This is a genomic window from Niveispirillum fermenti (assembly GCF_052474395.1).
Window position 1 is genome coordinate 2,682,238 of sequence record NZ_CP156681.1, and the last position, 26,282, is coordinate 2,708,519.

The 26,282-nt window shown below is 64.6% G+C and carries 23 protein-coding genes and 1 tRNA gene; 9 read left to right on the forward strand and 15 right to left on the reverse strand.

Annotation, left to right across the window (positions count from 1 at the left end; translation table 11 throughout):
* Positions 1-65: 65 nt before the first annotated feature.
* Both ABC728_RS23645 and ABC728_RS23650 read right to left on the reverse strand, forming a co-directional pair.
* A complete protein-coding gene (locus ABC728_RS23645) occupies positions 66-1,142 on the reverse strand; it encodes a PA0069 family radical SAM protein (RefSeq protein ID WP_416619931.1) in 1,077 nt (358 codons plus the stop codon).
* A 353-nt stretch (positions 1,143-1,495) separates the two neighbouring features.
* A complete protein-coding gene (locus ABC728_RS23650; RefSeq protein ID WP_416619932.1) occupies positions 1,496-2,389 on the reverse strand; it encodes a LysR family transcriptional regulator in 894 nt (297 codons plus the stop codon).
* Between the two features lie 105 nt (positions 2,390-2,494).
* On the opposite strand from ABC728_RS23650, the gene ABC728_RS23655 reads away from it, so the two are divergent.
* Complete coding sequence (locus ABC728_RS23655) at positions 2,495-3,331, forward strand: SDR family oxidoreductase (RefSeq protein ID WP_416619933.1); 837 nt, start codon at positions 2,495-2,497, stop codon at positions 3,329-3,331.
* A 189-nt stretch (positions 3,332-3,520) separates the two neighbouring features.
* On the opposite strand, the gene ABC728_RS23660 is transcribed toward ABC728_RS23655, so the two are convergent.
* Positions 3,521-3,610 (reverse strand) — tRNA-Ser (locus ABC728_RS23660).
* A gap of 300 nt (positions 3,611-3,910) precedes the next feature.
* Between ABC728_RS23660 and ABC728_RS23665 the strand changes: the two genes are divergently transcribed.
* The 3 genes from ABC728_RS23665 to ABC728_RS23675 all read left to right on the forward strand — a co-directional run bounded on the left by ABC728_RS23665 (position 3,911) and on the right by ABC728_RS23675 (position 7,247).
* Positions 3,911-6,253 (forward strand): response regulator, encoded by a 2,343-nt coding sequence (locus tag ABC728_RS23665; RefSeq protein WP_445376518.1) that lies wholly within the window; start codon positions 3,911-3,913, stop codon positions 6,251-6,253.
* A gap of 131 nt (positions 6,254-6,384) precedes the next feature.
* Positions 6,385-6,786, forward strand: a complete 402-nt coding sequence (locus tag ABC728_RS23670; protein ID WP_416619935.1) for a response regulator — start codon at positions 6,385-6,387, stop codon at positions 6,784-6,786.
* Entirely contained in the window at positions 6,783-7,247 is a 465-nt protein-coding gene (locus ABC728_RS23675) for a GNAT family N-acetyltransferase (protein WP_416619936.1), read from the forward strand. The genes ABC728_RS23670 and ABC728_RS23675 overlap by 4 nt, the downstream gene beginning before the upstream one ends.
* Before the next feature lie 162 nt (positions 7,248-7,409).
* Here ABC728_RS23675 and ABC728_RS23680 read toward each other — a convergent pair whose 3' ends face one another.
* From ABC728_RS23680 to ABC728_RS23690, 3 genes are all read right to left on the reverse strand, one after another.
* Positions 7,410-8,384 (reverse strand): LysM peptidoglycan-binding domain-containing protein, encoded by a 975-nt coding sequence (locus ABC728_RS23680; protein WP_445376664.1) that lies wholly within the window; start codon positions 8,382-8,384, stop codon positions 7,410-7,412.
* A gap of 57 nt (positions 8,385-8,441) precedes the next feature.
* Positions 8,442-9,095, reverse strand: coding sequence for a cytochrome b/b6 domain-containing protein (locus ABC728_RS23685; protein WP_416619938.1), 654 nt, complete (start codon positions 9,093-9,095; stop codon positions 8,442-8,444).
* Positions 9,096-9,177: 82 nt separating this feature from the next.
* A complete protein-coding gene (locus tag ABC728_RS23690) occupies positions 9,178-9,642 on the reverse strand; it encodes a c-type cytochrome (protein WP_416619939.1) in 465 nt (154 codons plus the stop codon).
* 259 nt (positions 9,643-9,901) lie between these two features.
* Here ABC728_RS23690 and ABC728_RS23695 point away from each other — a divergent pair, with 259 nt between their 5' ends.
* Both ABC728_RS23695 and ABC728_RS23700 read left to right on the forward strand, forming a co-directional pair.
* Positions 9,902-10,501 carry an LOG family protein gene (locus ABC728_RS23695; RefSeq protein ID WP_416619940.1) on the forward strand — a complete coding sequence of 200 codons (600 nt, stop codon included), beginning with the start codon at positions 9,902-9,904 and terminating at the stop codon, positions 10,499-10,501.
* Between the two features lie 162 nt (positions 10,502-10,663).
* Positions 10,664-11,881, forward strand: coding sequence for an NADP-dependent isocitrate dehydrogenase (locus ABC728_RS23700; protein WP_416619941.1), 1,218 nt, complete (start codon positions 10,664-10,666; stop codon positions 11,879-11,881).
* A gap of 269 nt (positions 11,882-12,150) precedes the next feature.
* On the opposite strand, the gene ABC728_RS23705 is transcribed toward ABC728_RS23700, so the two are convergent.
* Complete coding sequence (locus ABC728_RS23705; protein WP_416619942.1) at positions 12,151-12,606, reverse strand: RrF2 family transcriptional regulator; 456 nt, start codon at positions 12,604-12,606, stop codon at positions 12,151-12,153.
* Positions 12,607-12,781: 175 nt separating this feature from the next.
* Between ABC728_RS23705 and hmpA the strand changes: the two genes are divergently transcribed.
* Complete coding sequence (gene hmpA / locus ABC728_RS23710; protein WP_416619943.1) at positions 12,782-13,993, forward strand: NO-inducible flavohemoprotein; 1,212 nt, start codon at positions 12,782-12,784, stop codon at positions 13,991-13,993.
* 76 nt (positions 13,994-14,069) lie between these two features.
* On the opposite strand, the gene ABC728_RS23715 is transcribed toward hmpA, so the two are convergent.
* The 3 genes from ABC728_RS23715 to ABC728_RS23725 form a co-directional block, all read right to left on the reverse strand.
* Positions 14,070-15,938, reverse strand: a complete 1,869-nt coding sequence (locus ABC728_RS23715; RefSeq protein ID WP_416619944.1) for a methyl-accepting chemotaxis protein — start codon at positions 15,936-15,938, stop codon at positions 14,070-14,072.
* 320 nt (positions 15,939-16,258) lie between these two features.
* Positions 16,259-16,564 carry a GcrA family cell cycle regulator gene (locus ABC728_RS23720; RefSeq protein WP_445376665.1) on the reverse strand — a complete coding sequence of 102 codons (306 nt, stop codon included), beginning with the start codon at positions 16,562-16,564 and terminating at the stop codon, positions 16,259-16,261.
* Between the two features lie 335 nt (positions 16,565-16,899).
* A complete protein-coding gene (locus ABC728_RS23725; protein ID WP_416619946.1) occupies positions 16,900-18,351 on the reverse strand; it encodes an NADP-dependent isocitrate dehydrogenase in 1,452 nt (483 codons plus the stop codon).
* A 392-nt stretch (positions 18,352-18,743) separates the two neighbouring features.
* On the opposite strand from ABC728_RS23725, the gene ABC728_RS23730 reads away from it, so the two are divergent.
* Positions 18,744-20,414, forward strand: coding sequence for a methyl-accepting chemotaxis protein (locus ABC728_RS23730; RefSeq protein ID WP_416619947.1), 1,671 nt, complete (start codon positions 18,744-18,746; stop codon positions 20,412-20,414).
* 59 nt (positions 20,415-20,473) lie between these two features.
* Here ABC728_RS23730 and ABC728_RS23735 read toward each other — a convergent pair whose 3' ends face one another.
* The 4 genes from ABC728_RS23735 to yajC form a co-directional block, all read right to left on the reverse strand.
* Positions 20,474-21,664, reverse strand: coding sequence for a vWA domain-containing protein (locus ABC728_RS23735; RefSeq protein WP_416619948.1), 1,191 nt, complete (start codon positions 21,662-21,664; stop codon positions 20,474-20,476).
* Between the two features lie 75 nt (positions 21,665-21,739).
* On the reverse strand, positions 21,740-23,116 hold the full coding sequence (locus ABC728_RS23740) for an adenylate/guanylate cyclase domain-containing protein (protein ID WP_416619949.1): 1,377 nt from the start codon (positions 23,114-23,116) through the stop codon (positions 21,740-21,742).
* A gap of 158 nt (positions 23,117-23,274) precedes the next feature.
* A complete protein-coding gene (locus ABC728_RS23745) occupies positions 23,275-23,649 on the reverse strand; it encodes an Mth938-like domain-containing protein (RefSeq protein ID WP_416619950.1) in 375 nt (124 codons plus the stop codon).
* A 262-nt stretch (positions 23,650-23,911) separates the two neighbouring features.
* Positions 23,912-24,259 (reverse strand): preprotein translocase subunit YajC, encoded by a 348-nt coding sequence (gene yajC, locus ABC728_RS23750; RefSeq protein ID WP_416619951.1) that lies wholly within the window; start codon positions 24,257-24,259, stop codon positions 23,912-23,914.
* 214 nt (positions 24,260-24,473) lie between these two features.
* Between yajC and ABC728_RS23755 the strand changes: the two genes are divergently transcribed.
* A complete protein-coding gene (locus ABC728_RS23755; RefSeq protein ID WP_416619952.1) occupies positions 24,474-25,343 on the forward strand; it encodes an ATP-binding protein in 870 nt (289 codons plus the stop codon).
* A 111-nt stretch (positions 25,344-25,454) separates the two neighbouring features.
* Here ABC728_RS23755 and ABC728_RS23760 read toward each other — a convergent pair whose 3' ends face one another.
* Entirely contained in the window at positions 25,455-26,258 is an 804-nt protein-coding gene (locus ABC728_RS23760) for an RNA methyltransferase (RefSeq protein ID WP_416619953.1), read from the reverse strand.
* Positions 26,259-26,282: the final 24 nt, after the last annotated feature.

A 26,282-nucleotide genomic window follows, 5' to 3' on the forward strand; every position in this document is an offset into this window, starting at 1 on the left:
TGCCGCCGTTGGCATGACAGTCCGCCTGCCACTCTTCCCGTCCAGGCACAAGGGCGCCGGGCCATTCAGAAAAGCTGAAGCTGGTCACCCACCGCCGGTGGCACACGGAAGCGGGAACAGTCCATGTCCCAGCGGCGGGCATTCAGACCCAACCGCCTCGCCGCCAGCCTGAACCGCTGACGCAACAGTTCGGCATAGGGGCCCGTCCCCTTCATGCGGGTTCCGAATGCGGACCGGTAGAGCGCGCCGTCACGGGACTGCCGGATCAGGGACAGTACCCGTTCTGCCCGGTCCGGATAATGCGCCCGCAGCCATTCCTCGAACAGTCCGGCAATTTCCAATGGCAGGCGCAGCAGGATGTAGCTGGCGCCACCGGCCCCCGCCCCGGCTGCCGCTTCCATGATGTCTTCCAACTCATGATCATTCAGGGCCGGGATCATCGGACTGGCCAGGACGGTCACGGGGATGCCGGCCGCCGCCAGGGTGCGCATGGTCTCCAGCCGCCGCCCCGGCGTGCTGGCCCGCGGCTCCATGCGACGCGCCAGATCACGGTCCAGCGTCGTCACGGAAAGGGCGACGCGCGCCAGCCCCATGGCCGCCATAGGGGCCAGGATGTCGATATCACGGGTGACCAGCGCCGATTTCGTGATGATGCCGACGGGCTGGTTGAAATCGCGGCAAACCTCCAGGATCTGGCGGGTGATGCCTTCTTCCCGCTCGATCGGCTGATAAGGATCGGTGTTGGCCCCCAAAGCCAGCGGCTGACAGCGGTAGGAGCGGGACCGCAGTTCCCGCGCCAGCAAGGCCGCCCCGTCGCGCTTTGCGAACAGCCGCGTTTCAAAATCCAGGCCCGGTGACAGGCCCAGATAGGCATGCGTCGGCCGCGCAAAGCAATAGACGCAGCCATGCTCGCAACCGCGATAGGGGTTCAGGGAGAAATCGAACGGGACATCGGGGGATTCATTGCTGTTGATCACGCGGCGCGCATCGTCGGGCAGGACGGTCGTGCGCAGCGGCGGCTCCGGCTCATGCGCGCGCGACCAGCCATCATCCACCAGCACCCGCTTTTCCCGCTCGAACCGGGAGCTTTCGTTGCTGACCGCAGCGCGCCCCTTGACCGGCGTGCCCTGCAACTCATCCATCCGGCACCCCCATTTAAGAACATAAAGTGAACATATCAGATAGCCGGCGGGAGCGCCAGGGGCCCCGTGGCGAGCGGCCCGCCTCCACAGCAGGGCGACAGCACCACCGGCCCGCTGCCGCCAGGTCTTGATGATATTGCGGAGAAATCGCCAGCCGGACCCTCCAAGATGGAGACACGGGCGAATGGCCGGCATAGTGAACCCGGTTGGCAGTTCCCGCGATGAAAACGGTCGCGGACTGTCATCTGCACGGCGTCGTTATCCGCACCGAAACGATCGGTGTTGGCTGAAGAAGGCTGCTGCCGTCCCGCAAGGGATCAGGTTCGGGTGTCAAGCGATATTGGGCCAAGCCCTCACACGGCCCTGCGAGCCCGAAGCGTCTGCTTGAACAATTCGAAGGCCGTCGTACCCCGCCGAGCGGGGTAATAGAGATGGTAGCCGGCGAACGGCTCGCACCAGGGTTCCAGCAGGCGGATGAGACGACCATCGGCCATCGGCGCGGCAACCAGATCCTCCAGAACGTAGAGGATGCCGAAACCCTCCAGGGCGGCAGCCACCAGCAGGTCAGCGTCGTTGAACACCGGCCCGCGCCCCGGGCTGATCTTCATCGCATGACCGTTGCGTTCGAACGACCAGCAAGACAGCTCGCCATACGCATCGCGGTAGGCGATACAGCGATGCGCCACCAGATCGGCCGGCTCCTTCGGCGCCGGATGGTCGTTGAGATAGCCGGGGGCGGCCACAACCGCAACGCGAAGCGGCGGGCCGACGGCCATCGCGATCATGTCCTTCTCCAGCCGCTCACCAAGCCGGATACCCGCATCGTAGCGGCCCGCGACGACATCGGTCATCCCGCTCTCCACGCACACCTCCACCTCGATGCCGGGGTGGAGGCGCATGAAGGCGGGCAGCATCGGCCACAGCACTGTATCGGCTGCATGTTTGCCTGTCGTGATCCGGACGGTGCCGATCGCGGCGCCTCGTGCCTGTGACAGCGCCTCGATCTCCTCGTCCAGCCCGGCCAGTGCCGGCGACAGGGTGGCAAGCAGGCGCTCGCCGGCAGCGGTCGGGGCGACGCTTCGCGTCGTGCGGGAAAGCAGACGAAACCCGAGTTGGCTCTCCAGCCGCTTCATGGTCTGGCTCAATGCCGACTGCGTGACGCCGAGACGCCGCGCGGCACGTGTGAAGCTGCGGTCGGAGGCGATTGCCGCGAAAACGGCGAGGTCGCCGAGCTGATCCGGACGCATTGATAAATCCTGCTACTTGGGCCCATTACTTATTAGCCAATTATCTTGATCAATTAGCATAGCTACATGACCCTCGACAGTGGAAGAAGGAGCGAGGAGCAGGCCATGGGCAAGATCTGGCTGGTGACGGGCGCAAGCCGGGGGCTTGGACGCGAGATTGTGCGGGCGGCACTCGATGCAGGCGACACGGTCGTGGCAACGGCGCGCTCCGCCGATGCAATGCGCGATGCCTTCGGGGGCAAACCCGATCGCCTCCACCCCCTCGCGCTCGATATAACCGATGCCGACGCGGCGAACGCGGTCGCCATAGAGACCACAGAGCGCTTCGGTGCTATCGACGTGCTGGTCAACAATGCCGGCTATGCCGAACTGGGGTTCTTTGAGACCTTCACCGATGAGGCGGTGCGGCGCCAGTTCGAGGTCAATCTGTTCGGCACGATGAACGTCGCGCGCGCCGTGGTTCCTCAGATGCGCGCACAGCGCTCAGGGCTAATCGTCACCATCTCGTCGGTCAGCGGGCTGGTTTCCAACGGCGGTGGGGCGGTCTACTCAGCATCGAAGTTCGCGGTCGAGGGATGGATGGAGGGCTTTGCGCAGGAATTGGCACCGTTGGGTGTCCGCTCGCTTCTGGTCGAGCCTGGCATGCTGCGCACCGACTTCATGGACCAGAAATCGGCGCGCTTCGGCAGCATCGACATTCCAGACTATGCCGAGGCGATCGCGCAGTATCGCGCGTTCGTGGACGGGCCCACGGCAACCAACCGGGCGATCCAAAGCTGCTCGCCGCGCGGATTGTGGCGCTTGCTTCGCAGAGCGAGGCACCGTCGCGGTTCGTGTTCGGCGAGGACGCCCGGCAGTGGGTCGGCGCGAAACTCGACCAGTTGCAGAAGGAGATCGCGCAGTCCGCCGATCGCAACTGATATCGCCGGCATGAATGACTGACCTTTGGCCACTCGTTCATGCCCTTCAGTTTCATGCCCAATCGCCAGCCCCCCATGCGTGGGCTCTGGCCTTCAGGATTTAGCGGGCTGTCGCGTAGAGCCAGCGGTTCTGCATGCCAATTGGGGAGGTGCGGCGATCGGCGGCACTATCGCACCCACTATCGCGCCATAGAGGGGAAAGTGGCGGTGATGGCGGAAGAGGTGGGATTCGAACCCACGGACGGCTCGCACCGTCGCTGGTTTTCAAGACCAGTGCCTTAAACCACTCGGCCACTCTTCCGCAATTATCCGGACGGGGCCGGATGTGGTGCACAGGGCTAGCCGAACTTGCGGGCCAGGGCAAGCCCCAGTTTCATCTCCGGGCGACATCCGGCATGGCGGGTGGGAGAGCGCCCCGGCGGGGTCGCTGGTCGCCCTTGCCTTAGGGTTAATATACTGTTTACGCTATTGCGGCGCGGTAGGGCGCGGCTGCACGAAGGGGTTATGCACCCATGCATGGTGACGACGCGGATGACCTCTTCGCACCAGAGGATGAGGTTGCCGGCCCGGCCGCCGGGGCCGGGGGGAGCAGCCCTGGCCCGTGCTTGTCGTCGATGATGACGAGGAAGTGCATATCATGACCCGGCTGGTGCTGGGCCGGCTGACCTACAAGGGGCGGCCGCTGGAACTGCTGTCGGCCCGGTCAGGTGTGGAAGCGGATGCCATATTCCGTCGGCGCGACGATATCGCCGTGGCACTGCTGGATATCGTCATGGAGACCGATGATGCCGGCCTGCGCCTTGCCCGGCGCATCCGGGACGATTTCGCCAACAGCGACGTGCGTCTGATCCTGCGCACGGGCCAGCCGGGCCAGGCGCCCGTGCGCGACGTGATCGTCAATTACGACATCAACGATTACAAGTCGAAGACCGAGCTGACGGCCGAGAAGCTGTTCATCACCATCATCACGGGCCTGCGCTCTTTCGACAATATCCGCAGCGCGCGCATGGCGGAAAGCGCCAGCCGGCTGAAATCCAGCTTCCTGGCCGCCATGAGCCATGAAATCCGCACGCCCATGAACGGGGTCCTGGGCATGCTGGAACTGCTGTCGCTGACGGGGCTGGACAGCGACCAACTGGAAATGCTGTCCACGGCCCAGGTATCGGCCGGCGCCCTGCTGCGCATCATCGACGATATCCTGGATTTCTCGAAGATCGAGGCAGGCCGTATGGATATCGACCACCAGCCCGTCGACATCCCCGCCATCGTGGAGGGGGTGGCCGACATGCTGGCCCTGCAGGCCCGCAAGAAGGGACTGGTCCTGGATATCCATGTCGATCCGGCGATCCCGCCTTGCCTGCTGGGCGATCCCGTGCGGCTGCGCCAGATCCTGTTCAACCTGGCCGGCAATGCCGTGAAGTTCACCGACCATGGCAGCTTGCATATCCGGGCGGACCGTACACCGGACCCGGCGCCCGGCCGGGTTCGACTGCGTTTCACGGTGCGCGACACAGGCATCGGCATCAGCACCGAACACCAGGCCCGGCTGTTCCAACCCTTTGTGCAGGCGGAAACCTCCATTGGCCGGCGCTTCGGCGGTACGGGCCTGGGCCTGTCGATCAGCCAGCGGCTGGTCCACCTGATGCACGGTGCCATCGGGCTGGACAGCGTGCCCGGCCGCGGCTCCACCTTCTGGTTCACGCTGGAGCTGGATGCGGCCGAGGGGGTGCAGGCGGGGACGGCTGCGCTTGCCGCCCCGCCACTGGCCGGGCTGGGCGTGGGGCTGGACATAACCGACCCGGACTTGGCGGAAACGCTGGCCGCCTATCTGGTGCGGGACGGGGCCGTGCTGCTGGATACCCACCGGCCGGATGTGCAGGTGCGGATCGCCATGGCCGGCACAGGCCCCCTGCCATCCTCGACCAGTGCCCTCGCGCTGTCCGAAACAATTCCCGCACCTTCCGGCGGCGGCCCCGCACTCGTCCTGATCGCCGATGGGGAGGCGCGATGGCCCTGCGAGGGGCTGGTGGCGGATGGCCGGCTTCTGCTGTCCCGCCCCATTCGCCGCGCAGCCCTGCTGCGGGCTGTCGCCGTGGCGGCAGGGCAACCGGTGGCGGAACCGGCCGCCCTCCGGACCGGCCCTGTCAACCGTCCGCCGGTTCCCGGCCCGGCGGAGGCCGCGGCCAGCGGCCGCCTGATCCTGGTGGCGGAGGACCAGAAGGTCAACCAGATGGTCATCCGCCGGCAGTTGGAACAGCTTGGCCATGCCTGCGAAATCCATGGCGATGGCGTTGCCGCCCTGGCCGCTTGGAAGCCGGGCGCCCATGGCTTGCTGCTGACCGACTGCAACATGCCGGACATGGACGGGTATGAACTGACGGCGGCCATCCGCGCGCGGGAAGCGGCCGGCACCCTGCCCCGCATGCCCGTCATCGCGCTGACCGCCAACGCCATGGCAGGAGAGGACCAGCGCTGCCTGAATGCCGGCATGGATGATTTCCTGGCAAAGCCGGTGGATCTGGCTCAGCTTCAGCGCTGTCTGGAACGCTGGATGGGTCCCGTCCCCGAGCCGTCGGACACAGCGCGGGCCACCGGCCCCGACAGCCCACCGGCACCGGCCATCTTCGACCCCGCCATCACCATCGACCTGTTTGGCGGGCTGGACGGGGAGGCCGCGGCCTTCCTGGAAGAATTCCGCCGATCCTTGCGCGACCTGTCCACCGCAGCCCTGCGCGCGCTGCAGGACGGGGACAGGGAAAAGGCGCGCGGTCGCGTCCATGCCCTGGCCGGTGTGGCCAAGAATGGCGGCGCCCCGGCGCTGGGGGTGCTGGCCGACCGGGTCGAAGCCGCCCTGAAGGAAGGAAGGACGACCGAGGCGGGTATCGATGCCATAAAGATACCCGGTATGATTGATGAGGTTGTTGCCGCGATCGGCACGCTGTAGTCAACTAGGCGAGCGGGTTGCAGGAGTGCAGCGCGGCACAAGCATGGCGTGGGTCGGCGGGCATGGCACGCGCTGTCCCGTGCGGGAAGTGCGCGCCATGCTGAAAGTACAGACACCATTTGGGAGGGCTCATGTCGGTCTATGTCACCTTCAGCCGGATGAACGCCCTGATCGTGGAGGACCAGGCCTTCATCCGGACGGTCGTGTCCCGCATTCTGAAGCAGTTGGAATTCAATCAGATATGGGAAGCGGATGAAGGGACGACCGGGCTCGGCCTGGCACTGGAGCGCAAGCCCGACATCATCATCTGCGATATCGAGATGGCGCCCATGGATGGGCTCACCTTCCTGCAGAATCTGCGGCAGCAGGAGGAACTGGGCCGCCGCACCCCTGTCATCTTCCTGACCAACCACGCGCAGAAGGACATGGTGCTGAAGGCCCGCGACCTGGGCGTGAACGCTTTCATCGCCAAGCCCGTGACCGTGATCGGCCTGCGGGAGAAACTGGCCGTGCTGCTGGGCTCGCGGCGATGACGCAACCGGTGGTGCGGTTCCACTGGCAGGGGTTCGACGGCTTCGATGCCCTGTCCTTGTACGACATGCTACGATTCCGGCAGGACATCTTCATCGTGGAACAGAATTCCGCCTATCCGGACCTGGACGGGCTGGACCCGGCCTGCGATCACCTGCTGGCCTGGGACACCGATGGCCGCATTGCCGGTTATCTGCGCGCCTGCGGACCCCATGCCGGGCAGCCGGCTTTCCTCGGCCGCATCGCCATCGCCCCTGCCCATCGTGGGGGCGGGCTGGGACGGCGTCTGGTGACGGAGGGTATGCGCCACATGGCCGGGCAGCATCCCGGCCAGCCGATCCGCATCGGCGCGCAGCAGCATCTGGCCCGATTTTATGAAAGCTTCGGTTTCCGCACGATGGGCGCACCTTATGACGATGGGGGCATCGCCCACGTCACAATGTGGCACGGATTAAAGGGATAGGCCGCACCTTGTTCGGCGGCGACTGCCGCCACCCGGACGTGCCGCGTCGCCCAAGCTGCCAGACGGCAGCGCCGGCAAAGGAGGGCGGTGATCGAACACGATCAGCGAGATTTGGTGTCAGGCTTTACCCGAAGGCCCCCTGCCCTCTACGCCACCATTCCATCATCCACCAGATGGCAGCAGGAATATCTGACCGGGATAGATTAGGTCGGGGTCGCGGATCTGGGCCTGATTGGCATCGAAGATGACGGTATATTGCAGTCCTTCGCCATAGGTGCGGCGGGCAATGGCCCAGAGATTGTTACCCGGCACAACGACCACGGCCCGACCCGCCAATGCCTGTTCGGGGATCGGCTTCTTGTCAAAATTCACCTCGGCCCGGCTGACCACCTTGCTGTCGGGACCGACCTGATCGACACGCAGGCTGTATTGTCCATCCTCCAGCCCGCGTTCCGGCGTGAGGGCCCAGCGGCTGTCTTCGCCCACCGTCGTCCGGCCGATCAGCGTGTTCTGGAGATAGAGCATCACCTCCGTCCCCGGCTTGGCCTTGCCACCCACCGTCACCTTGCCGCCGCGATCATAATCGATCGTATCGATTGTCACTTCGCCCGCAGGCCGCGGGGCACCATCCTGCTCGCCCGAGCGCGGGGCCTGCAGCACGCGGCTACCACCGCCGTCGGACAACACGGCAAGGGCCCCACCCTCTGCACGCCGACCGGCCAGATCACGGTCACGGTCCGGCACGGCCAGGACGACCGTGGCCTCACCCCTGGTCAGGGTGCCATCCGTGGCCACCTGCTCCAGCCGCAATTCCCGTGCGCCGGGTTCCAGCGGGTCGGACGGCAGGAAAACCCATTCCCCCCTGCCATCGGCCACGACGCCGCCCAACAGCGTATCGCCATCCAGGATGCGCACCGTGGCCCCGGGCAGGGCCCGGCCGGCGATCACGGCCGATCCGTTCACCTCCACCCGGACCACATCGAAGGCAGGCAGGCTGACGGATCGGGCAGCCGGCGCCTGCGCAGCCGGTGTGCCTGCGGGACCATCCGCCGCCGGTCGCATCTGCCATGCCACGGCACCGATGGCAACAACAGCAAGAGCGGCCAGGGGGATAAGAATCTTGCGGTCCACGGGCATGGTCACCTTGATCTTGCCGGGCGGGGGTGAAGGAAGGGGGAAGAGAGGCCCCGAGGGTCAGGCGAAGCTGACCAGTCCCCATATGGCGGTAATGGATATTGCCGCGACAAGCGCGGCCCGTACAAGCGAAACGATCCGGGGAGCCGGAATGTTCCCGGGCAGGTTCATGCGTCCCGTCACCATGGGCCGAACCAGATCCAGCCGCTTCCACAGCGCATAGAGCAGAATGGCCGCGACATGCAGGCCGACAATGATCAGCAGGATATCGAAATTGGTCATGTGGATGGTGCGCATCAGCGACGACACCGACCCGGTGACATAGGGAACCAGCGGGCCATCGGTCAGGATGCCATCGCTGGTGAACAGGCCCGACCCGGCCTGCACCGCCACCACGGCCAGCAGCGCCAGCACCGACAGCGCACCCAGCGGATTATGGCCGGCATGGGGTGGCAGGCGACCGGGCGCCCGCAACTCCCGCAGGTGCCCCATGATGGCCGACGGACCGCGCACGAAGCTGGCGAACCGCGCCGTCTGGGACCCGACCAGCCCCCAGATCAGGCGGAACAGGACCAGCGCCAGGACGGCATAGCCAAAGCGCATGTGCCAGTCGAACGCCCCTTCCTCCCCCGTGATCCAGGCGCCGGCGATGCAAAGCACCAGCAACCAGTGGAACAGGCGGGTCGGCAGATCCCAAACCAGCGTCTTGCGCATCCTGCGGCCTCCTTGACACATGCCTTCATGCTACCGCGGGCGGCCCCCTACCGGATTGCGGAGGACCGCCCGCGCCGGCACATTACTCGCGATAGGCGTCGTGGCAGGCCTTGCAGCTTCCCCCCAGCTTGCCGACCTGGTCCCCGATGGCCGCCTTGTCGCCGCCGGCCGCCGCCACGACGAAGGCTGCCGCCTCAGTCTGGAACGCCGTGGTCTTGGCCTTGAAATCGTCCGGGTTGGTCCAGATGCCGGGCTTCGCCTCGCTCTTGCCCAGACCGGCGGCCGTGCCCTCGGGCCACCAGCCGGGGAATGCCTTCGCCACGGCATCGATGGTGGCGGCGGCGGCCTGCACATCGGCCGCCGTGCCGCGCCCGTCGCGCACAAAGCCGGCCGCGGCCTTCATGGCGTCGCCGGCCTTCTTCAATTCGGTCTTGCGGGCCTCCACCACGGCCAGCGGGTCCTGCTGGGCCTGCGCGCCGGCCACGAAACCGGCCAGGCTGGCCGCTGCGACAATGCCGGCCACCATGGTGCCGAAACGATGCTTCATCACTCAACTCCTCCGTCATGCGGTGCCGCGGACGCCCTGTGGGTCGGCCCGGCCGGGGGTAACGGCGGCCCGATCCGCCTCGGGAACACCATCGGGTGAGATGGGGTGCGCTTGTGTCCCGTCAACAGATGGTGTAGGGCCGAAGGGATCGATGGCGCATCCTGATCGCAACCGCGAGCAGAGTGCCCGCTGTCGGGGTCAATTTGCAAGCCGCTGCCAAGGGGTCGCGGCATTGTCTGTAGAGGAAAGCAGCACCACCATGTCGTCCATCCGTAGCGTCTGTGTTTATTGCGGTTCCTCCGACTTCGTTGCCGACAGTTTCAAGGAGGCCGCGCGCCAGACCGGTACGCTGCTGGCCCGCAGCGGATTCGACCTTGTCTATGGCGGTGGCCGGGTCGGCCTGATGGGGATCGTCGCCGATGCCGGCCTGTCGGCCGGTGCCAAGGTCACCGGCATCATCCCCGATCACATCAAGCGCTACGAGGTCGATCACCTGGGCCTGACCGAACTGATCGTCGTGGAGAGCATGCACACCCGCAAGCGGATGATGGTGGAGCGGTCCGACGCCTTCGTCATCCTGCCGGGCGGCATCGGCACACTGGATGAGATGTTCGAGATCATCACCTGGCGACAGCTCCGTCTGCATGGCAAGCCGGTGATCATCGTCAATATCGACGGGTTCTGGGACCCGCTGCTGGCCCTGCTGGACCACATGACGCTGACGGGTTTCATGCGCAAGCCCAACCTGCCGGGCGCGGAGGATCGCCTCTACCACGTGGTCGACAGCGTGGAAGAGGTGCCGCCCCTGCTTGCCCGCCTGACGGAGGCGGCGCATAAAGTCAAAAGTGAAAAGATGTAAGGGGCCGGGCATTGCCAATGCCGCAGCCCAGCCACGCGGATCGATACGAAAATTACCAGGGCCGGTCCGGTTGCGACCGGCTTGCGAATAGGCTTTATTGACAACCGCCGGACCGGCCGCTGGATCGCCGCCGGCACCCCTCACCCATGGGAGAGCGCCTCCATGACGAAGATCAAAGTCGTCAATCCGATCGTGGAACTCGACGGCGACGAAATGACCCGCGTGATCTGGCAGTTCATCAAGGACCGCCTGATCCTTCCGTACCTGGACGTGGATCTGAAATACTACGACTTGGGCGTCGAATATCGTGACGCCACCGACGACAAGGTCACCGTCGAAGCCGCCGAGGCCATCAAGCACTACGGCGTTGGCGTCAAGTGCGCCACCATCACCCCCGACGAAGCGCGGGTGACGGAATTCAACCTGAAGCAGATGTGGCGCTCGCCGAACGGCACCATCCGCAACATCCTGGGCGGCACGGTGTTCCGTGAACCCATCATCTGCAAGAACGTGCCGCGCCTGGTGCCGGGCTGGACGCAGCCGATCGTCATCGGCCGCCATGCCTTCGGCGACCAGTACAAGGCCACGGACTTCATCATTCCCGGTGCCGGCCGCCTGTCCATCACCTTCACCAGCAAGGACGGCACCAGCAACATCCGCCACACGGTCTTCGATTTCGACGGGCCGGGCGTGGCGATGGGCATGTACAACGTGGACGAATCGATCCGCGGTTTCGCCCGGGCCTGCATGAATTACGGCCTGCTGCGCGGCTATCCGGTCTATCTGTCCACCAAGAACACGATCCTGAAGGCCTATGATGGCCGCTTCAAGGACCTGTTCCAGGAAGTGTTCGAGACGGAATTCGCCGACAAGTTCACGCAAGCCGGCATCACCTACGAACACCGCCTGATCGATGACATGGTCGCCTCGGCGCTCAAGTGGTCTGGCAACTTCCTGTGGGCCGCCAAGAACTATGACGGCGACGTGCAGTCCGATCTGGTGGCGCAGGGCTTCGGCAGCCTCGGCCTGATGACCTCCGTCCTGATGACCCCCGACGGCAAGACGGTGGAGGCGGAAGCCGCCCATGGCACCGTGACCCGCCATTACCGGGAACATCAGAAGGGCAAGCCCACCTCAACCAACCCCATCGCCAGCATCTTCGCCTGGACGCAGGGCCTGACCTATCGCGGCAAGTTCGACGATACGCCGGACGTGGTGGATTTCGCCAAGACGCTGGAGCGCGTCTGCGTGGACACGGTTGAAGCCGGCTACATGACCAAGGACCTAGCCACCCTGATCGGCCCGGACCAGAAGTGGCTGACCACGCAGGACTTCCTGGCCAAGCTGGACGAGAACCTGCAGGCCGCGCGCGCCAAGTGATAACAACGGTCGAAATATTTGACTGTTGGTATCGGCGACCGCCGCCGCGCCGCTCGTGCGGCGTAGCCAAGCCAACGAATGTTGGTGCCGGCATTTGCGGGCGGTGACCAGAACCAATTGGTTCTGGTCACCGCAAAATAGGATAAGATCCCGCGACAGGGACGTCAGAAAAGAAGTTCAGGAGCCCCGGCCGTGGATGACACGCGCCGGGGTTTTCTTTTGCGCATCAGGTCCGGCCAATCCGGAGCGGAGCAGGTACTGCCCGCAGGTCAAGGAACCGGTGGCGCCGGTTCCAGCCCCAGCACCTGCATCATGCCGGCCGGTCGCGCCAGCAGGTCGGCCAGCGTCACCCCGTCCAGCACCGCCAGGAAGGCGGCCAACGCCTGGCCCAGTACCTTTTGCAGGCGACAATCGCTGGTGATGGGACAGGTGTTGCCCGTCTCGAAGCATTCCACCAGCGACATGTCGGATTCCAACTGCCGGACCAGTGTGCCCAGGTTGATGTCCGCCGGCTCCCGTCCCAGGGCCAGACCGCCATTGCGTCCGCGAACCGTGCGGATATGACCCAACCGGCCCAGTTCATGGACGATCTTGGTCAGGTGATTCTCCGATATGCCGTATCGTGCCGCGATTTCCGGCACGGTGGCCAGCCCCTCGCGCTTCATGCCCAGGTAAAGCAGTACACGCAGGCCGTAATCGGTATAGCGGGTCAGCCGCATCGTCATTCCTTCCACACCCCCTTCCCCATGCCATCCACGCCTCGGCAGGGCAAGGCCCATGGGCCGACGCCTGCCATGCGACAATCCGGCCGACCAAAAGATGCATTATATATATTGCTTTAAATTCATCGAGCCAAGATAAGGTGTATTTCATAAACATCTTTATAACGGAGCGTTCCCGATGTTGAGCCAGGAAACCATTGCCATCGTAAAGGCCACCGCCCCCGTCATGCACCGGCATGGCGAGACCATTACGCGGCACATGTATGACAAGCTGCTGCGCGCACCAGCCATCCGCGCCCTGTTCGATCCCACGCACCAGCGCAATGGCACCCAGGCCCGGGCCCTGGCGGCAGCTGTAGCCGCCTATGCCGACAACATCGACAATCTGCCTGCATTGGGACCGGCGGTGGAGCGTATCGCGGAACGGCATGTGGCCCTTGGCGTACAGCCGCACCATTACGATATCGTGGGCACCAACCTGCTGGAATCGGTGCAGGACATTCTGGGCGAGACCGCCACGCCCGCGATCATGGGGGCCTGGGCGGAAGCCTGGGTTGCCTTGCGCGATATCTTCGTGCAGGTCGAACAGGCCAGGTACCGCGATAATGCGGGCGCGCCGGGCGGGTGGTATGGCTGGCGGCCGTTCCGCGTGGCCCGAATCGTGGAAGAGGGGGGCCCGGTCCGCAGCCTGTATCTGGAACCGCAGGATGGGGGCGCCGTCCTGTCCTTCCGTCCCGGACAATATCTGACTGTGCGCCTGCCCGTGGACGGCCATGGACCGCTGTTGCGGCATTACAGCCTGTCGGATGCGCCGCGTGCCGGCGGCTACCGCATTTCCGTGAAACGCGAAGATGCGCCCGGTGCCGGCCTTCCCCACGGGCTTGGGTCAGGGTACATCCATCGCCATCTGGCAGAGGGCGACATCGTGGAGGTGGCACCCCCCGCCGGCAATTTCCTGGCCCCGGATGATGGCCGGCCGCTGATCCTGCTGGCGGGAGGTATCGGGATCACCCCGTTCCTGTCCATTCTGGAAGACGCGGCAGAACGGGGCGACCGCCGGCAGATGCGGGTGATGCACGCCGTTCGCGACCGTGCCCACCATGCATTCGGGCCGCGCCTGCGGACGCTGGCAGCCACGCATGCCAACATCACGGCCGGAATTTTCTATGAAACGGTGAGCGAGCGTGACGTGCAGGGCCATGATTATGACCATGCCGGTCGCATCGATCCTGCCGCCCTTGTCTCCCGGTCGCCCGACACCCATTACATGGTCTGCGGTCCCAAGGGCTTCATGGCCAGCATGATCCGCGGATTGCGGGCCGGCGGCGTCGCCGCCGACCGGATCAGCTATGAATTCTTCGGCTCCCATGAGCAGGATCTGATCGGCTGAGATTTCACAAAAAGGCGGGGCCGTATCCATGGCGGATACGGCCCCGGAAAACTCTCCGGCACAGCACATTGTCCCGTCAGGCCGCCCGCGCTTCCTGCAGGAAATTGTCGACCTGCACCGCCAGCCGTCCGGCCCCCTGGCTCAGTTCGGCGGCAGACCCGCGAACCTGCTGGGCGGCCGATCCTGTCTCACCCGTGGCCTGGGTGACACCCGTGATGTGTTCCGTCACGTCACGGGTGCCGATGGCGGCCTGGGTGATGTTGCCGGCAATCTCCCGCGTGGCGGCCTGCTGCTGTTCCACGGCTGCGGAGATGGCGGCAGCGGTCTCGTGGATTTCGCGGATGACTTGGGTGATCCCCCGCAGCGCGGTACCGGCGCTGTTGGACGCCCCCTGGATTTCCTCCACCTTGGACCGGATACGGTCGGTGGCCTGGGCGGTCTGGTTCGCCAGCCCCTTCACCTCCGATGCCACCACGGCAAAGCCCTTGCCGGCTTCCCCCGCACGGGCGGCCTCGATGGTGGCGTTCAGGGCCAGCAGGTTGGTCTGGCTGGCAATGGCGGTGATCAGGTCCACCACCTCGCCCACCTCCCGCGCGGCCTCCACCAGGCGGTTCATCAACTGGTCGGCCTTGGCGGCATCGGTCACCGCCTGGCTGGTGCGGTTGTTCGAAACCTCTGCCTGGCGGCCGATCTCCTGGATGGACGCTGACAGTTCCTCCGTGGCGCTGGCCACGGCCGCGACGTTGGTGCTGGCCTCTTCCGCGGCGGCGGCCACGGCGGTGGACTGGCCGTTGGCATCGGTCGCCGTGCGGCTCAACGCATCGGCGGCCTGCGCCATCTCCTCCGCCGCCTGGCTGACCAGATCGACGACGCTTTTGACGTTGCGCTCGAAATCGTCTGTCAACTGGACCTGCCTTGTGATCAGCGACCAGGTGAGCATCGGGGCCACATAGCGTCCCTGATCGTCGCGGATAGCGGTGACGCGCAAATCCATCACCTCATTGCCCAGCTTGATCTTGGCCCGATGCGGCAGGGCATTGGGGTTGGACAGGATGCGGCGCTGATGCTCGGGGTGGCGGTGCAGGATGTCGATGGACTTGCCGGCCAGCTCGTCGGCCTTGCAGGGCAGCAGATGCTCGACGGTCCTCAGGACCTCCAGGCTCCGCTTGTTCATGTAATCGATCTTGAAATCGTTGGACGGGTCGCAGGTCATGACCCCCAGCGGCAGGTCAGCAATCATCTGTGCCTGGGCAAAGGCGCGGGAAACCGTCTCGCGCAACTGGTCGAAGGCTGCCGCCATGCGGCCCAGCTCGTCCTTGCGGTCCAGTCGCATCGGTCCCGTCGCCCGGCCTTCGGACAGCTCGGCCATGGCCAGACTGATGCGGTTCAGGGGCGTGACAATGATCCTGGCCAGCAGCAGCGCGCAAAGGAGGGCAGCCAGCGCGGCGACACCGACGCCCGTCCACAACACGGCATTGATCCCGTGCAAGCCTTCATCGGCAATGGCGGAGCGCTGCTCCAGGCGGCCGCGCTCGCGCGTTTCGATGGTGTTCAGTTCACGGTGCAGACGCTCGATGATCGGCGCGCTTGCCCGGTTGGCCACCATCTGGCGTGCCGCCTCCAGCCCATCCGGCTGCGAGGCCAGGGCAATCTCCCTATCCGCAACCTCTCGCTTCCAGTCAGCGGCGGCTTCCTCCACGACCTGGAAAGAAACCTGATCCTGCGGCACCCCGCCCTCGCGGCTATATTGCCGGGCCCTCGACATGGCGGCGGCGAAACGGCTCTGACCTTCCGTCACCGTATCCAGGAAGGACTTGTCACCGGTGATCAGGAAAGCGCGAAGAGCCGATTCCTGCTGCTGTATGGCCTGCTGGAGGTTTCCAACCTCGTCCAGAACCTGATAACTGTTCGTATTCAGATCCACGGCCTGGTGCGTATTCTGCATGAACATGCTCATGCCGATACCGGCACCGGTGACAACAGTCACCAGAAGACCAAAGGCAAGTCCCATCTTGCCAATAACGGGTATATCTGAAAACCGGGCAATCATGACGTGCTCCCCCTCACCCTGACACTCGTTCACTGGAAGCAGGATGCATTCGACAAGATTACCTATAATTTAATATGGTTAAGCCTTGCAGTTGATTTGTTGGAAACTATCCGTTTGCACTGGTATCGGATGGAAGGCCTTCAATAGCGCGCCAAGAAAAAAACCCCGGCACCGCGAAGGCACCGGGGTTCTCGAAATCCGCCAGGGGCGTAAGATCAGGCGACGCCCAACTTGCGCTCATCCTCCCGCTTGCGGGCGGGTTGGTAGGCGATAGCGGCGTGTTCGGCACAATAAGGCAGGCCATTAAGCGAGGGCTTGCCACAGAAATGGAAATCCGGCGACTTCGGATCGCCGACCGGCCACTTGCACATCCGTTCGGTCAGGGACAGGATGGTGGCGCCCTTGGTCGGCTTTTTCTTGATGGGAGATGGCCGGCCCGACAGCCCCAGCCGGTGCGCCTTGCCGATAACGGCGTTGCGGGTGACATTGCCCAGCAGCTCGGCGATTTCGCTGGCACTCATGCCTTGACCCCAAAGCTGGCGCAGCTTTTCAACGCGCTCTTCGCTCCAGGTGCTTTCCGTCGCTTCCACGCTCCATATCCCCTTATTGGTATGGCAATAACCGGCTTGGATTAACGTTAACCCTTCAGAAGGCAACAAGTTGCAATCTGCCTGCGAATTAACGTCTTATCCATTGTATGGCCACTAAATATGGTGGCCGCTTGATTCCAAACCTACCAAATTTGATTCGCGTTGGGTAGGGGGGCGGCCACGGATTCCTGTGGGTAACTTCCTTACCTATACGAGAGTGAGGGGCGGACTATGCCGCCCCTCACCCGTTTGGCCGATCCCCGCCCTTACTGCCCGGCCGCGAGGGAGAAGCCGTTGCTCCCATCAAAGCTGTAGAGGCTGGCCGTCTGCACCACATCCAGCCCAGCCTGGGTGAAGCGGCCCAGGGTGGCGACGATGGCCGCCGGATCGACGGGGCTCTTGCCATCGCCCATCATCCGCAGACGCCAATGGTCGGTGCAGAAGGTCTCCGGCGCGCCGTCCGGCCAGACCTTCTGCCCCCGGTTGGAAATCATGGTCAGTTTCAGGTCATCCCCGATCAGCGCAGCCACGCGGGCTGCCATGTCGTCGCCGGTGCCGCCCTTGTGATCCAGAAACAGGTCAACGCCGATCAGCTTCTTTTCCTGCCGGACGGTATCCTTCAGCGCGATGCCCGCGAAGCTGGCCTTCTCGCCCACCTGATATGAAGCAGGCGTGAGCTGGACGGGGCGCTCACCCAGCCGGTCGATCAGGTTCGCGGCGAAGTCGCGGGTGCCGACACGGGCCTTTGACACACCACGCTTGAAGATATCGACGGTATGGATGCCGTCCTCGATCATCTTCAGCCAGGCATTGTGGATCTTCTCCGCCGCTTCCGCCTGGCCGATATGGACCAGCATCATGACCGAAGCCAGGATCAGGCCCGACGGGTTGGCGATGCCCTTGCCGGCGATGGTGGGGGCTGAACCGTGGATGGCCTCGAACATGGCGCACTGGTCGCCGATATTGGACGAACCGGCCAGACCGACCGAGCCCGTGATCTGGGCCGCGATGTCCGAGATGATGTCGCCATAGAGGTTCAGCGTGACGATGACGTCGAACTGCTCGGGCGTGTCGGCCAGACGGGCCGCGCCGATATCGACGATCATGGTTTCATGCTCGATATCGGGATATTCGGCCGCGATCTCATCGAAGGTGCGATGGAACAGGCCATCGCTGATCTTCATGATATTGTCCTTCACGAAGGCCGTCACCTTGCGGCGATGGTTCGCGCGGGCATATTCAAAGGCGTAGCGGATGATCTTTTCCGAACCGGGACGGGTGATCAGCTTGACGGCCTGCGTCACTTCCTGCGTCTGGCGGTATTCGATGCCGGCATAAAGGTCTTCCTCGTTCTCGCGCACGATGACCACGTCCATGGTGGGGTGCTTGGTCGAGACATAGGGGTGATAGGAGACGCAAGGCCGGATATTGGCGTAAAGGCCCAGCGCACCACGGATGGTGACGTTCAGCGATTTGTACCCGCCCCCCTGCGGCGTCGTGATGGGGGCCTTCAGGAACACCTTGGTGCGGCGCAGGCTTTCCCAGGCGCTGGGCTCCATGCCGTTCATGATGCCGCGCTTGTAGACGCTTTCGCCGATCTGGATTTCCTCGACCGCGAGATTGGCTCCGGAAGCCTGCAGCACTTCCAGGGTGGCATCCATGATTTCGGGGCCGATACCATCGCCGCGGGCGATGGTGATGGGGGTGGGTTCAGTCATGTCTGGGTCCTTGTCATCAACGCCCGTCCCCTTCAGCGGGGTTGGCCGGGCATGTGGCGGCAACCTAATCCCGCTGCCCCTTGCGCGCAATCGCACCAATGGTCGGGGCCGGTCTGCCAGTGCGAGGCAAGTGCCGGACAATAAAACACTTTTGTGTCTGCCCGATGACGGGGCCGGCATGATCCGGCAAGCAGACAGGCGCCCGCGGATCAAAATCTTGCCCAAGGAATACCAGGGCATGTTGCCCGCCGATCGATTTTGCTCCAGAATTGATGCACCGCACAATCAGCATGAATTTTCCATCGATCATATGGGCGCAGAGTTCCACCGCCAGCGACGCTCATGCCGGCAACCATACGTCGCGCGGATATGCTCATAACAAAGGAACGACAATGGCACTTGGCATTGATGAACAGGACGCCCACGCCCGCCGTCTCGCGGTCTTCAAGATCACGCAGCGTGATCTGGCGCTGGCGGGGGAACTGGCAGATTTCGCGCAGGCCCGGCTGCCCGGCCTGCTGCGTCAGTGGCATTCCCGTTTTGCGGCATGGCCGGAAATACAATCAGCCCTGGCCAGCGACGATGTCCATGCGGTTCGCGTGGCCCATTGGACCCGGGCCGTATCCGGCCGGCTGGACGCGGAGTTCCTGTCATCGGCCAAACGGCTTGCCCAGGCATTTTACGACAATAATGTCCCAGGCTATGCCGTAGCCATCTGCCACAATACCGTGATGAACGGGATTGTGGAGGCGCTGGACCTGACCGATGACGGCCGCTCCGACGGCCTGTTCGGCCGCGGTGCATCGGCCCGCCGGCGCGCCATGCGGGACGCACTGACCCGCATCGTCTGGCTGGACCTGGAATTGTTGCTGGAAACCTACGCGGAGGCCGAAAAGGCCACCCGGTCACACGCGCTGGTCCATATGGCCGAGACGGTGGAGCGGGAAGCCAGCGCCGCCGTGGAACAGGTGGCCACCCGGACCGGCGGCATGGCCCGCGAGGCGGAAGGCATGGCCGGATCAGCCGGGCGGGTCGGTGCCAACGCCCAGGACGTGGCCGACTCCGCCCGTGAAGCCCTGACCACGGCCCAGACCGTCGCCAGCGCCACAGAGCAGCTTGTCGGCTCCATCCGCGAGATTTCCACCCAGGTGGTTCATTCCAGCACGGTAACCCGCCGCGCGGTGGAAACGGGCGACAAGGCGGCCGCCACCATCCGCACCTTGTCCGATGCGGTTGGCAGGATCGGCGAAGTGGCGCAAATGATCTCCGACATTGCCGGCCAGACCAACCTGCTGGCGCTCAATGCAACGATCGAGGCCGCACGGGCCGGGGAGTCCGGCAAGGGGTTCGCGGTTGTGGCGGGAGAGGTGAAGAACCTCGCCACCCAGACCGCCCGCTCCACGGAGGAGATCGGCCGGCAGATCACCGAAATCCAGAATGTGACGGGTCAGGCGGTGGCTGCCATGTCGGAGATCGGATCAACCATCGACGAGATCGACCATGTCTCCGCCGCCATCGCCGCCGCCATCGAGGAGCAATCCGCCGCGACGCAGGAAATCGGCCGCAATGTTGCCGCCACCTCCGCCGCCGTCAGCCACGTGGCCAACAATATCGCCGCCGTGTCCGATGAAGCTCAACGCACGGGCGAGCAGGCCTCCCGGGTGAAGGCCGGCTCCGCGGAGGTCGCCGGCAGCATCGAGGAGCTTCGCCGGGTATTGGTGCGCGTCGTCCGAACCAGCACGGAAGAGGCGGACCGTCGGCGCAAGCCGCGCTATATGGTCGATGAAGGCGGCCTGATCGAACAGCCGGGCGGGTCCGCCAAGGCGCGGCTGGTCAATATCTCGGAGGGCGGCGCCATGCTGCGGATGGATGGCCCGGCCCCCGCGGTCGGCAGCACAGGCACCCTGTCCCTGCCCCGCCTGCCCGGCCTGACGATGCGCTTCCGCGTCCTGGGACAGGAACGTGACCTGGTCCATGTTAAATTCGAGGCTGCGGATACCGCGACACCAAGCTTCCGGAAAGCGTTCGACGCACTGACCCACGGCCTGAAGCAGGTGGCATGACCCTCCCCCCTTTTTGACCGGGTGTCCGTTTGCGGTGGAGCCCGGTCAAAGGGGGGGCTTCAGCGGTTCAGTTCGCGCATCGCCCCATCCAGGCCGGCCAGGGTCAGGGGATACATGCGGTCTTCCATGATCTTGCGGATCAGGCCGATGGACTGCGTATATTGCCAGTATCGCTCCTCGGTCGGGTTCAGCCAGACCGCATGCGGGAACTTGTCGAGCAGGCGCCGCATCCAGACGATGCCCGCCTCCTCGTTGAAATGTTCAACACTGCCGCCGGGCTGGGTGATCTCATAGGGGCTCATCGCGGCATCCCCTACGAAAACCAGCTTGTAATCGGAACCATACGTATTCATGACGTCGAAACTGGATAATTTCTCCACGTGCCGGCGCCGATTATCCTTCCACACGCCTTCATAGACGCAATTATGGAAGTAATAATATTCAAGATGCTTGAATTCCGTGCGCGCAGCACTGAACAATTCTTCGCAAAGGCGGATATGGTCATCCATCGATCCGCCGATATCCAGGAACAACAGGACCTTCACGGCATTGTGCCGTTCCGGCACCATCTTGATATCGAGATATCCGGCGTTGCGGGCGGTGGAACTGATGGTATCGGGCAGGTCCAGCACGTCGGCGGCCCCTGCGCGCGCGAATTTCCGCAACCGGCGTAATGCCACCTTGATGTTGCGCGTCCCCAGTTCGACACTGTCGTCCAGGTTCTTGAAGTCGCGTTTGTCCCACACCTTGACCGCGCGGCGGTTCCTGCTGCCCTCCTGGCCGATGCGCACCCCTTCGGGATTGTAGCCATAGGCGCCGAACGGGCTGGTGCCGGCCGTTCCGATCCATTTGGAGCCGCCCTGGTGGCGTTCTTTCTGTTCGGCCAGACGCTTGGCCAGCGTCTCCATCAGCTTGTCCCAGCCGCCCAGCGCCTCTATCTGCGCCTTTTCCTCCTCCGTCAGGAATTTCTCGGCCAGCTTGCGCAGCCATTCCTCGGGGATTTGCGCCGTCAGTTCCTCCGCTCCGACGCTGCCGGCACCTTCCAGCCCCTTGAACGCCGTGGAAAAGATGCGGTCGAATTTGTCCAGGTTACGTTCATCCTTCACCAGGATGGCGCGGGAAAGATAATAGAAATCATCGACCGCATAGCCGGCGACACCGGCCTGCATCGCCTCCATCAGGGCCAGGTACTCCTTCAGGCTGACGGGCACGCCGGCCTTGCGCAGATCATAGAAAAAACCGGTGAACATGGGGCCTTCCGTCGGTTTCGTCCGGCACTGGAACGGGCCGGAATATTCCGGCCATGGGTGTTATAGCACGGTCCGCTATTCGGCCGCGCATGCTTCATTGGCGGCCAGGGGGCGATACCAGAGCGCGATGGTTCCGTCCCGGCCGCGCAGCGGCATGTTCTCCACCCGCTGATAGCCGGCCAGCGCCTGCTCGCCGTCCGTCAGCAGGGCCGCCCCCGCCACCTCGTCGGAAATGACGATGCCCGCCTCCAGCGTGCGGGTCAGATGCATCAGGCGGCTGGCCACATTGACCGTGTCACCGATCACGGTGAATTCCAGCCGCTGGTCGGACCCGATATCGCCCGCCACGACGGCACCGTAATGGACGCCGATGCCCAGCCCCACGGCGGGCAGGCCCCGATTGGCCCGCTGAAGGTTCCAGTCGCCGATGGCGGCCTGCATGTCATGGGCACAGGCCAGTGCGGCGGCGGGGTCGCGGCCGCTGGGCGACAGCAGGCCGAAGGTCGCCATGACACAGTCGCCGATATATTTGTCGACCGTGCCGCCATGGGTGAACACGGCCCGTTCCATGCGGATGCGGAACTGGCGCAGCAGGTCGATGATCTCTCCGGCAGGCGCATTCTCGCACAGGCGGGTAAAGCCCGTCAGATCGGCGAACAGCACGGAGACGACGCGCGTGTTGGGGCGCGACAGCGGACTGTCGCTGGCCGCCAGCCGTTCCACCATGTCGGGCGAGAAATAACGGGCCAGGTTGGCGCGCTCGCTCTCCGTCGCTGCCTGACTGGCCAGCAGCATCTTGGACCGCCTGACAGCCGCCGCCAGTGTCAGGGCGACCAGCAGCAGCAGCAGAACCTGGGTTATCCAGTTGGTCAGGTCGACATAGCGGGGGTTCTGCATGACACGGACGATGTCGTCAGCACTGACGCCTTCCCACATCCAGGTCATGGGCATGGTGAAGGTGCCCGGCTGGCGCAGCACATGGATCACCACCGCGGACCAGGATGCGGCGGCCATCAGACCGCTCCACACCACCAGGCCAGGCCGCTGCACCAGCACCGCCCCGGCGATAACAAGGAAATAGACGTCGAACCAGACCGTGCGCGTGTTCATGGCCGGGGACAGGTTTTCCCCGGCCAGGGTAATGGGTGTCACCATCACGCAGGCGATGGCAATATGGTCGAAGGCGACGGAAGCGAACATGTGCCAGGGCCGGAACCAGCGCGTCCGGTTCAGCGCCCACAGCGACAGACCGTTGCAGGCCAGCAGGACGATGCCGAGATAGCCCGACACGTTCTCCCCGGTCTGGTCCAGCATGGACAGCCAGGCGAGGATGGCACCCAGTGCAATCAGCCGCGCCCAGGTCGCCACCTCGATCCCGCGCGTCTGCTCACGCGCGAACACGGCCTTCAGCCGTGCCGCCATCGCCTGATTGCGATCCGCCAGATGATCCATGCGCACCTTCCCCGCCGCGCAGCCCTGCCACGGACGAAACCCCAATGACAGCTATAGCGCAATCCGGGATGGATTTTCAGACTATATGCCCGTCAGGGTGGCGGGCACGATGCCCCAGGATTGTGAAAGCGACATGGCGGCGGCGGGAAAACGCGGTGTCAGACCGGCAGCAGTGCTGCGGCGACCCGGCGGCCTTCCGCCAGCAGGATATTGTATGTGCGGCAGGCGGCGGGGCTGTCCATGACATCGACCACAACGCCCTGTTCCTTCAGTGCGCGGCGCAGGGCGGAGGGCAACAGGCCCATACGGGCACCCGTGCCCAGCAACAGGATCTCGGGCCGGGGATCGGCCGTGGCGACCGGCGCGAAATGATCGGCCGTCAGGCCGGCGAGCCCGGGGACATCCCAGATGACGGTCTGATCGGGAAAGACGATGACCGCGCTCTCGTAAAGGGTATTGGCCACGCGAAACCGGCCGGGGCCATAGGTATCGATGACCTGACGGTCAGCCGGGATGATCGGCGTGATGTCCATGGATCGGCCTTCCGCTGTCGGTCAACGGGGTTTCAAGGGGGAACGGTCGCAGGATGAACGCATCCATCCTGCGACCGTTCCCGGGGCGTGCAGCCCCGATCCCGCCTTATACCCACTTGCGATGAGTGGAACTCATCGCAAGTGGGTCCGGCGGCGACCGCCACAGCACCGCTCGTGCGGCGTAGCCAAGCCAACGAATGTTGGCGCCGGCGATTGAGGGCGGTGATCAGAACCAATAGGTTCTGATCACCGCAAAATAGTATTACTTGTCGTCGCCCTTGGCCGGCTCCGTCCTGGCCAGGACGGAGGTGATGGTGGAACGCAGGACGCGCACGCGCACGCCCTCGGCGATTTCCACGGTCACCTCGTCATCGGTACCGACCTTGACGATGGACCCGACGATGCCGCCACCCGTGACGACCCTGTCACCCCGGCGCAGCGCTTCCAGCATGGAGCGGTGTTCCTTCAGCTTCTTCTGCTGCGGACGGATCAGCAGGAAGTAGAAGACCACGAAAATGAGCACCAGCGGGGCCAGCGACATCAGGGTTTCCATCCCGCCACCACCCGGCGCACCGGCAGCGGCCTGGGCATAGGCCGTGGAAATGAACATCAACAGCTCCTAACTTTGATTGCTCCCGGCGACGTGCCGGACGCGGGGACTATACAAGCCGGCGGCCCCGTTGCAACCGAAACCGGGCGCTGCCATGCGGCAAGCGGGCTTCGGGCCGGCAACGGGCCCATGCTAGCGTATCCGGGCTCTCATCTGGCCCCGCCCCTGCCATTGCGCAAGGGGTGCGCCCCTCCCAAAAGCGACAGACACAACCATGGCCGATACCATTGTTTCCCATCCGCTGCTGCCCGTACTGTCCCGCATTGCCGATGCCCTGGACAGGCTGGCGCCGCCGGCCCGGCCCACGGGCGATCTTTCCGCCGCCGATGCCTTCGTCTGGCATGCCGACACGCTGTCGCTGGCGCCGGTGGCGCGGGTATCGCATGTCGATTACGACCTGTTGAAGGGCATCGACCGGCAGAAGGCGCAGTTGCTGGAGAACACGGAACGGTTTGCCCGCGGCCTGCCGGCCAACAACGCCCTGCTGTGGGGTGCGCGCGGCATGGGCAAAAGCTCCATCGTGAAGGCGGTGCATGCGCGTGTGAACCGGGACCGGCCGGGGTCGCTGGCGCTGGTGGAAATCCACCGCGACGACATCCCCACGCTGGGCCGCCTGCTGGAGGTGCTGCGCGGCAGCGACCGGCGCTGCGTGCTGTTCTGCGACGACCTGTCCTTCAGCCATGATGACGGCAACTACAAATCGTTAAAGGCCTTGCTGGAAGGCGGGATCGAAGGGCGGCCCGGCAATGTCGTCCTCTACGCCACGTCCAACCGCCGCCACCTGATGCCGCGCGACATGATCGACAATGAACGGTCGACGGCCATCAACCCGTCCGAAGCGGTGGAGGAGAAGATCAGCCTGTCCGACCGGTTCGGTCTGTGGCTGGGCTTCCACTCCTGCGACCAGGACAATTTCTTCGCCATGGTGGAGGCCTATGCCACCGCCTATGGCATCGCGATGTCCGTGGAACAGTTGCGTGCCATCGCCGTGGAATGGTCGGTCACCCGCGGCAACCGTTCCGGCCGCGTAGCCTGGCAACTGATCCAGGACCTGGCCGGGCGGACAGGCGTGAAACTGGACTGATACCGGATCCCGGTGAGTGTAATTCACCGGGACATGGTATGACGGGCGGGCCGACGGGGAGCGGCCGGTTCTTCACAGGGGCACGGGGCGGCTCCCCATCCTCCTGCCGGCCTATTCCCCGCCGTGGTCGGGCTTGCGCCGTTTCTTGCGCCCCGCCAGCGCGGTGATGATGCCGTGGAAGGTCCGCGCCTCCTGCTCCGTCAGGGCCGTGCGCTGAAGCATGTTGCGGATGTTGCGGACCATGGACGGGCGCTTGTCCTCGCTGCTGAAGAAACCGGCCTCCTCCAACTCCCCTTCCAGATGGTCGAACAGGTTATGCAGGTCGCCCTTGCTGGCTGGCTGGCCGGCGGAAGCGTGGAAATACCGGTCCTCCACATCCTGTCCGGAAATCCACCATTCATAGGCGATCAGCAAGACGGCCTGCGCCAGATTGAGCGAGGAGAAGCCCGGGTTCAACGGGACCGAGATCAGCGTATCGGTCAGCGCGATATCCTCGTTGACCAGACCCGTGCGCTCCGGCCCGAACATCAGTCCGACCTTGCGCCCCGCGGACCAGTGCCCCCGCATCTCGTTCGCGGCTTCCCGTGGGGTGACCACGGGTTTCACCATCCCGCGCACGATGGCCGCGGTGGAAAAGACGCGATGCAGGTCGGTGATGGCGTCGCGGGTATTGTCGAAGACGCGCGCCTGATCCAGCACCAGCGTCGCCCCGGCCGACGCCGATACCGCCTTCTCGTTGGGCCAACCGTCACGCGGGTTGACGATGCGCAGGTCCGTCAGGCCGCAATTCAGCATGGCCCGCGCCACCGCCCCGATATTCTCGCCCATCTGCGGTTCGATCAGGATGACGGCGGGACCATCCCCATCCCCCTCCGCGAAGCTCTTGGACAATTGACGCTTGTTGGTGCCGCTCATGGAGACCTTGTGACCTGAAACCGG

Bases quoted from the DNA above. Each gene is read 5' to 3' on its own strand.
- ABC728_RS23645 (WP_416619931.1), bottom strand. From the start codon at position 1,142: ATGGATGAGTTGCAGGGCACGCCGGTCAAGGGGCGCGCTGCGGTCAGC.
- ABC728_RS23735 (WP_416619948.1), bottom strand. From the start codon at position 21,664: ATGTTCACCGGTTTTTTCTATGATCTGCGCAAGGCCGGCGTGCCCGTC.
- ABC728_RS23715 (WP_416619944.1), bottom strand. From the start codon at position 15,938: ATGCAGAATACGCACCAGGCCGTGGATCTGAATACGAACAGTTATCAG.
- ABC728_RS23680 (WP_445376664.1), bottom strand. From the start codon at position 8,384: ATGCCCGTGGACCGCAAGATTCTTATCCCCCTGGCCGCTCTTGCTGTT.
- ABC728_RS23740 (WP_416619949.1), bottom strand. From the start codon at position 23,116: ATGGATCATCTGGCGGATCGCAATCAGGCGATGGCGGCACGGCTGAAG.
- ABC728_RS23745 (WP_416619950.1), bottom strand. From the start codon at position 23,649: ATGGACATCACGCCGATCATCCCGGCTGACCGTCAGGTCATCGATACC.
- ABC728_RS23720 (WP_445376665.1), bottom strand. From the start codon at position 16,564: ATGAGTGCCAGCGAAATCGCCGAGCTGCTGGGCAATGTCACCCGCAAC.
- ABC728_RS23755 (WP_416619952.1), top strand. From the start codon at position 24,474: ATGGCCGATACCATTGTTTCCCATCCGCTGCTGCCCGTACTGTCCCGC.
- yajC (WP_416619951.1), bottom strand. From the start codon at position 24,259: ATGTTCATTTCCACGGCCTATGCCCAGGCCGCTGCCGGTGCGCCGGGT.
- ABC728_RS23700 (WP_416619941.1), top strand. From the start codon at position 10,664: ATGACGAAGATCAAAGTCGTCAATCCGATCGTGGAACTCGACGGCGAC.
- ABC728_RS23705 (WP_416619942.1), bottom strand. From the start codon at position 12,606: ATGACGATGCGGCTGACCCGCTATACCGATTACGGCCTGCGTGTACTG.
- hmpA (WP_416619943.1), top strand. From the start codon at position 12,782: ATGTTGAGCCAGGAAACCATTGCCATCGTAAAGGCCACCGCCCCCGTC.
- ABC728_RS23675 (WP_416619936.1), top strand. From the start codon at position 6,783: ATGACGCAACCGGTGGTGCGGTTCCACTGGCAGGGGTTCGACGGCTTC.
- ABC728_RS23655 (WP_416619933.1), top strand. From the start codon at position 2,495: ATGGGCAAGATCTGGCTGGTGACGGGCGCAAGCCGGGGGCTTGGACGC.
- ABC728_RS23650 (WP_416619932.1), bottom strand. From the start codon at position 2,389: ATGCGTCCGGATCAGCTCGGCGACCTCGCCGTTTTCGCGGCAATCGCC.
- ABC728_RS23695 (WP_416619940.1), top strand. From the start codon at position 9,902: ATGTCGTCCATCCGTAGCGTCTGTGTTTATTGCGGTTCCTCCGACTTC.
- ABC728_RS23725 (WP_416619946.1), bottom strand. From the start codon at position 18,351: ATGACTGAACCCACCCCCATCACCATCGCCCGCGGCGATGGTATCGGC.
- ABC728_RS23690 (WP_416619939.1), bottom strand. From the start codon at position 9,642: ATGAAGCATCGTTTCGGCACCATGGTGGCCGGCATTGTCGCAGCGGCC.
- ABC728_RS23760 (WP_416619953.1), bottom strand. From the start codon at position 26,258: ATGAGCGGCACCAACAAGCGTCAATTGTCCAAGAGCTTCGCGGAGGGG.
- ABC728_RS23730 (WP_416619947.1), top strand. From the start codon at position 18,744: ATGGCACTTGGCATTGATGAACAGGACGCCCACGCCCGCCGTCTCGCG.
- ABC728_RS23685 (WP_416619938.1), bottom strand. From the start codon at position 9,095: ATGCGCAAGACGCTGGTTTGGGATCTGCCGACCCGCCTGTTCCACTGG.
- ABC728_RS23670 (WP_416619935.1), top strand. From the start codon at position 6,385: ATGTCGGTCTATGTCACCTTCAGCCGGATGAACGCCCTGATCGTGGAG.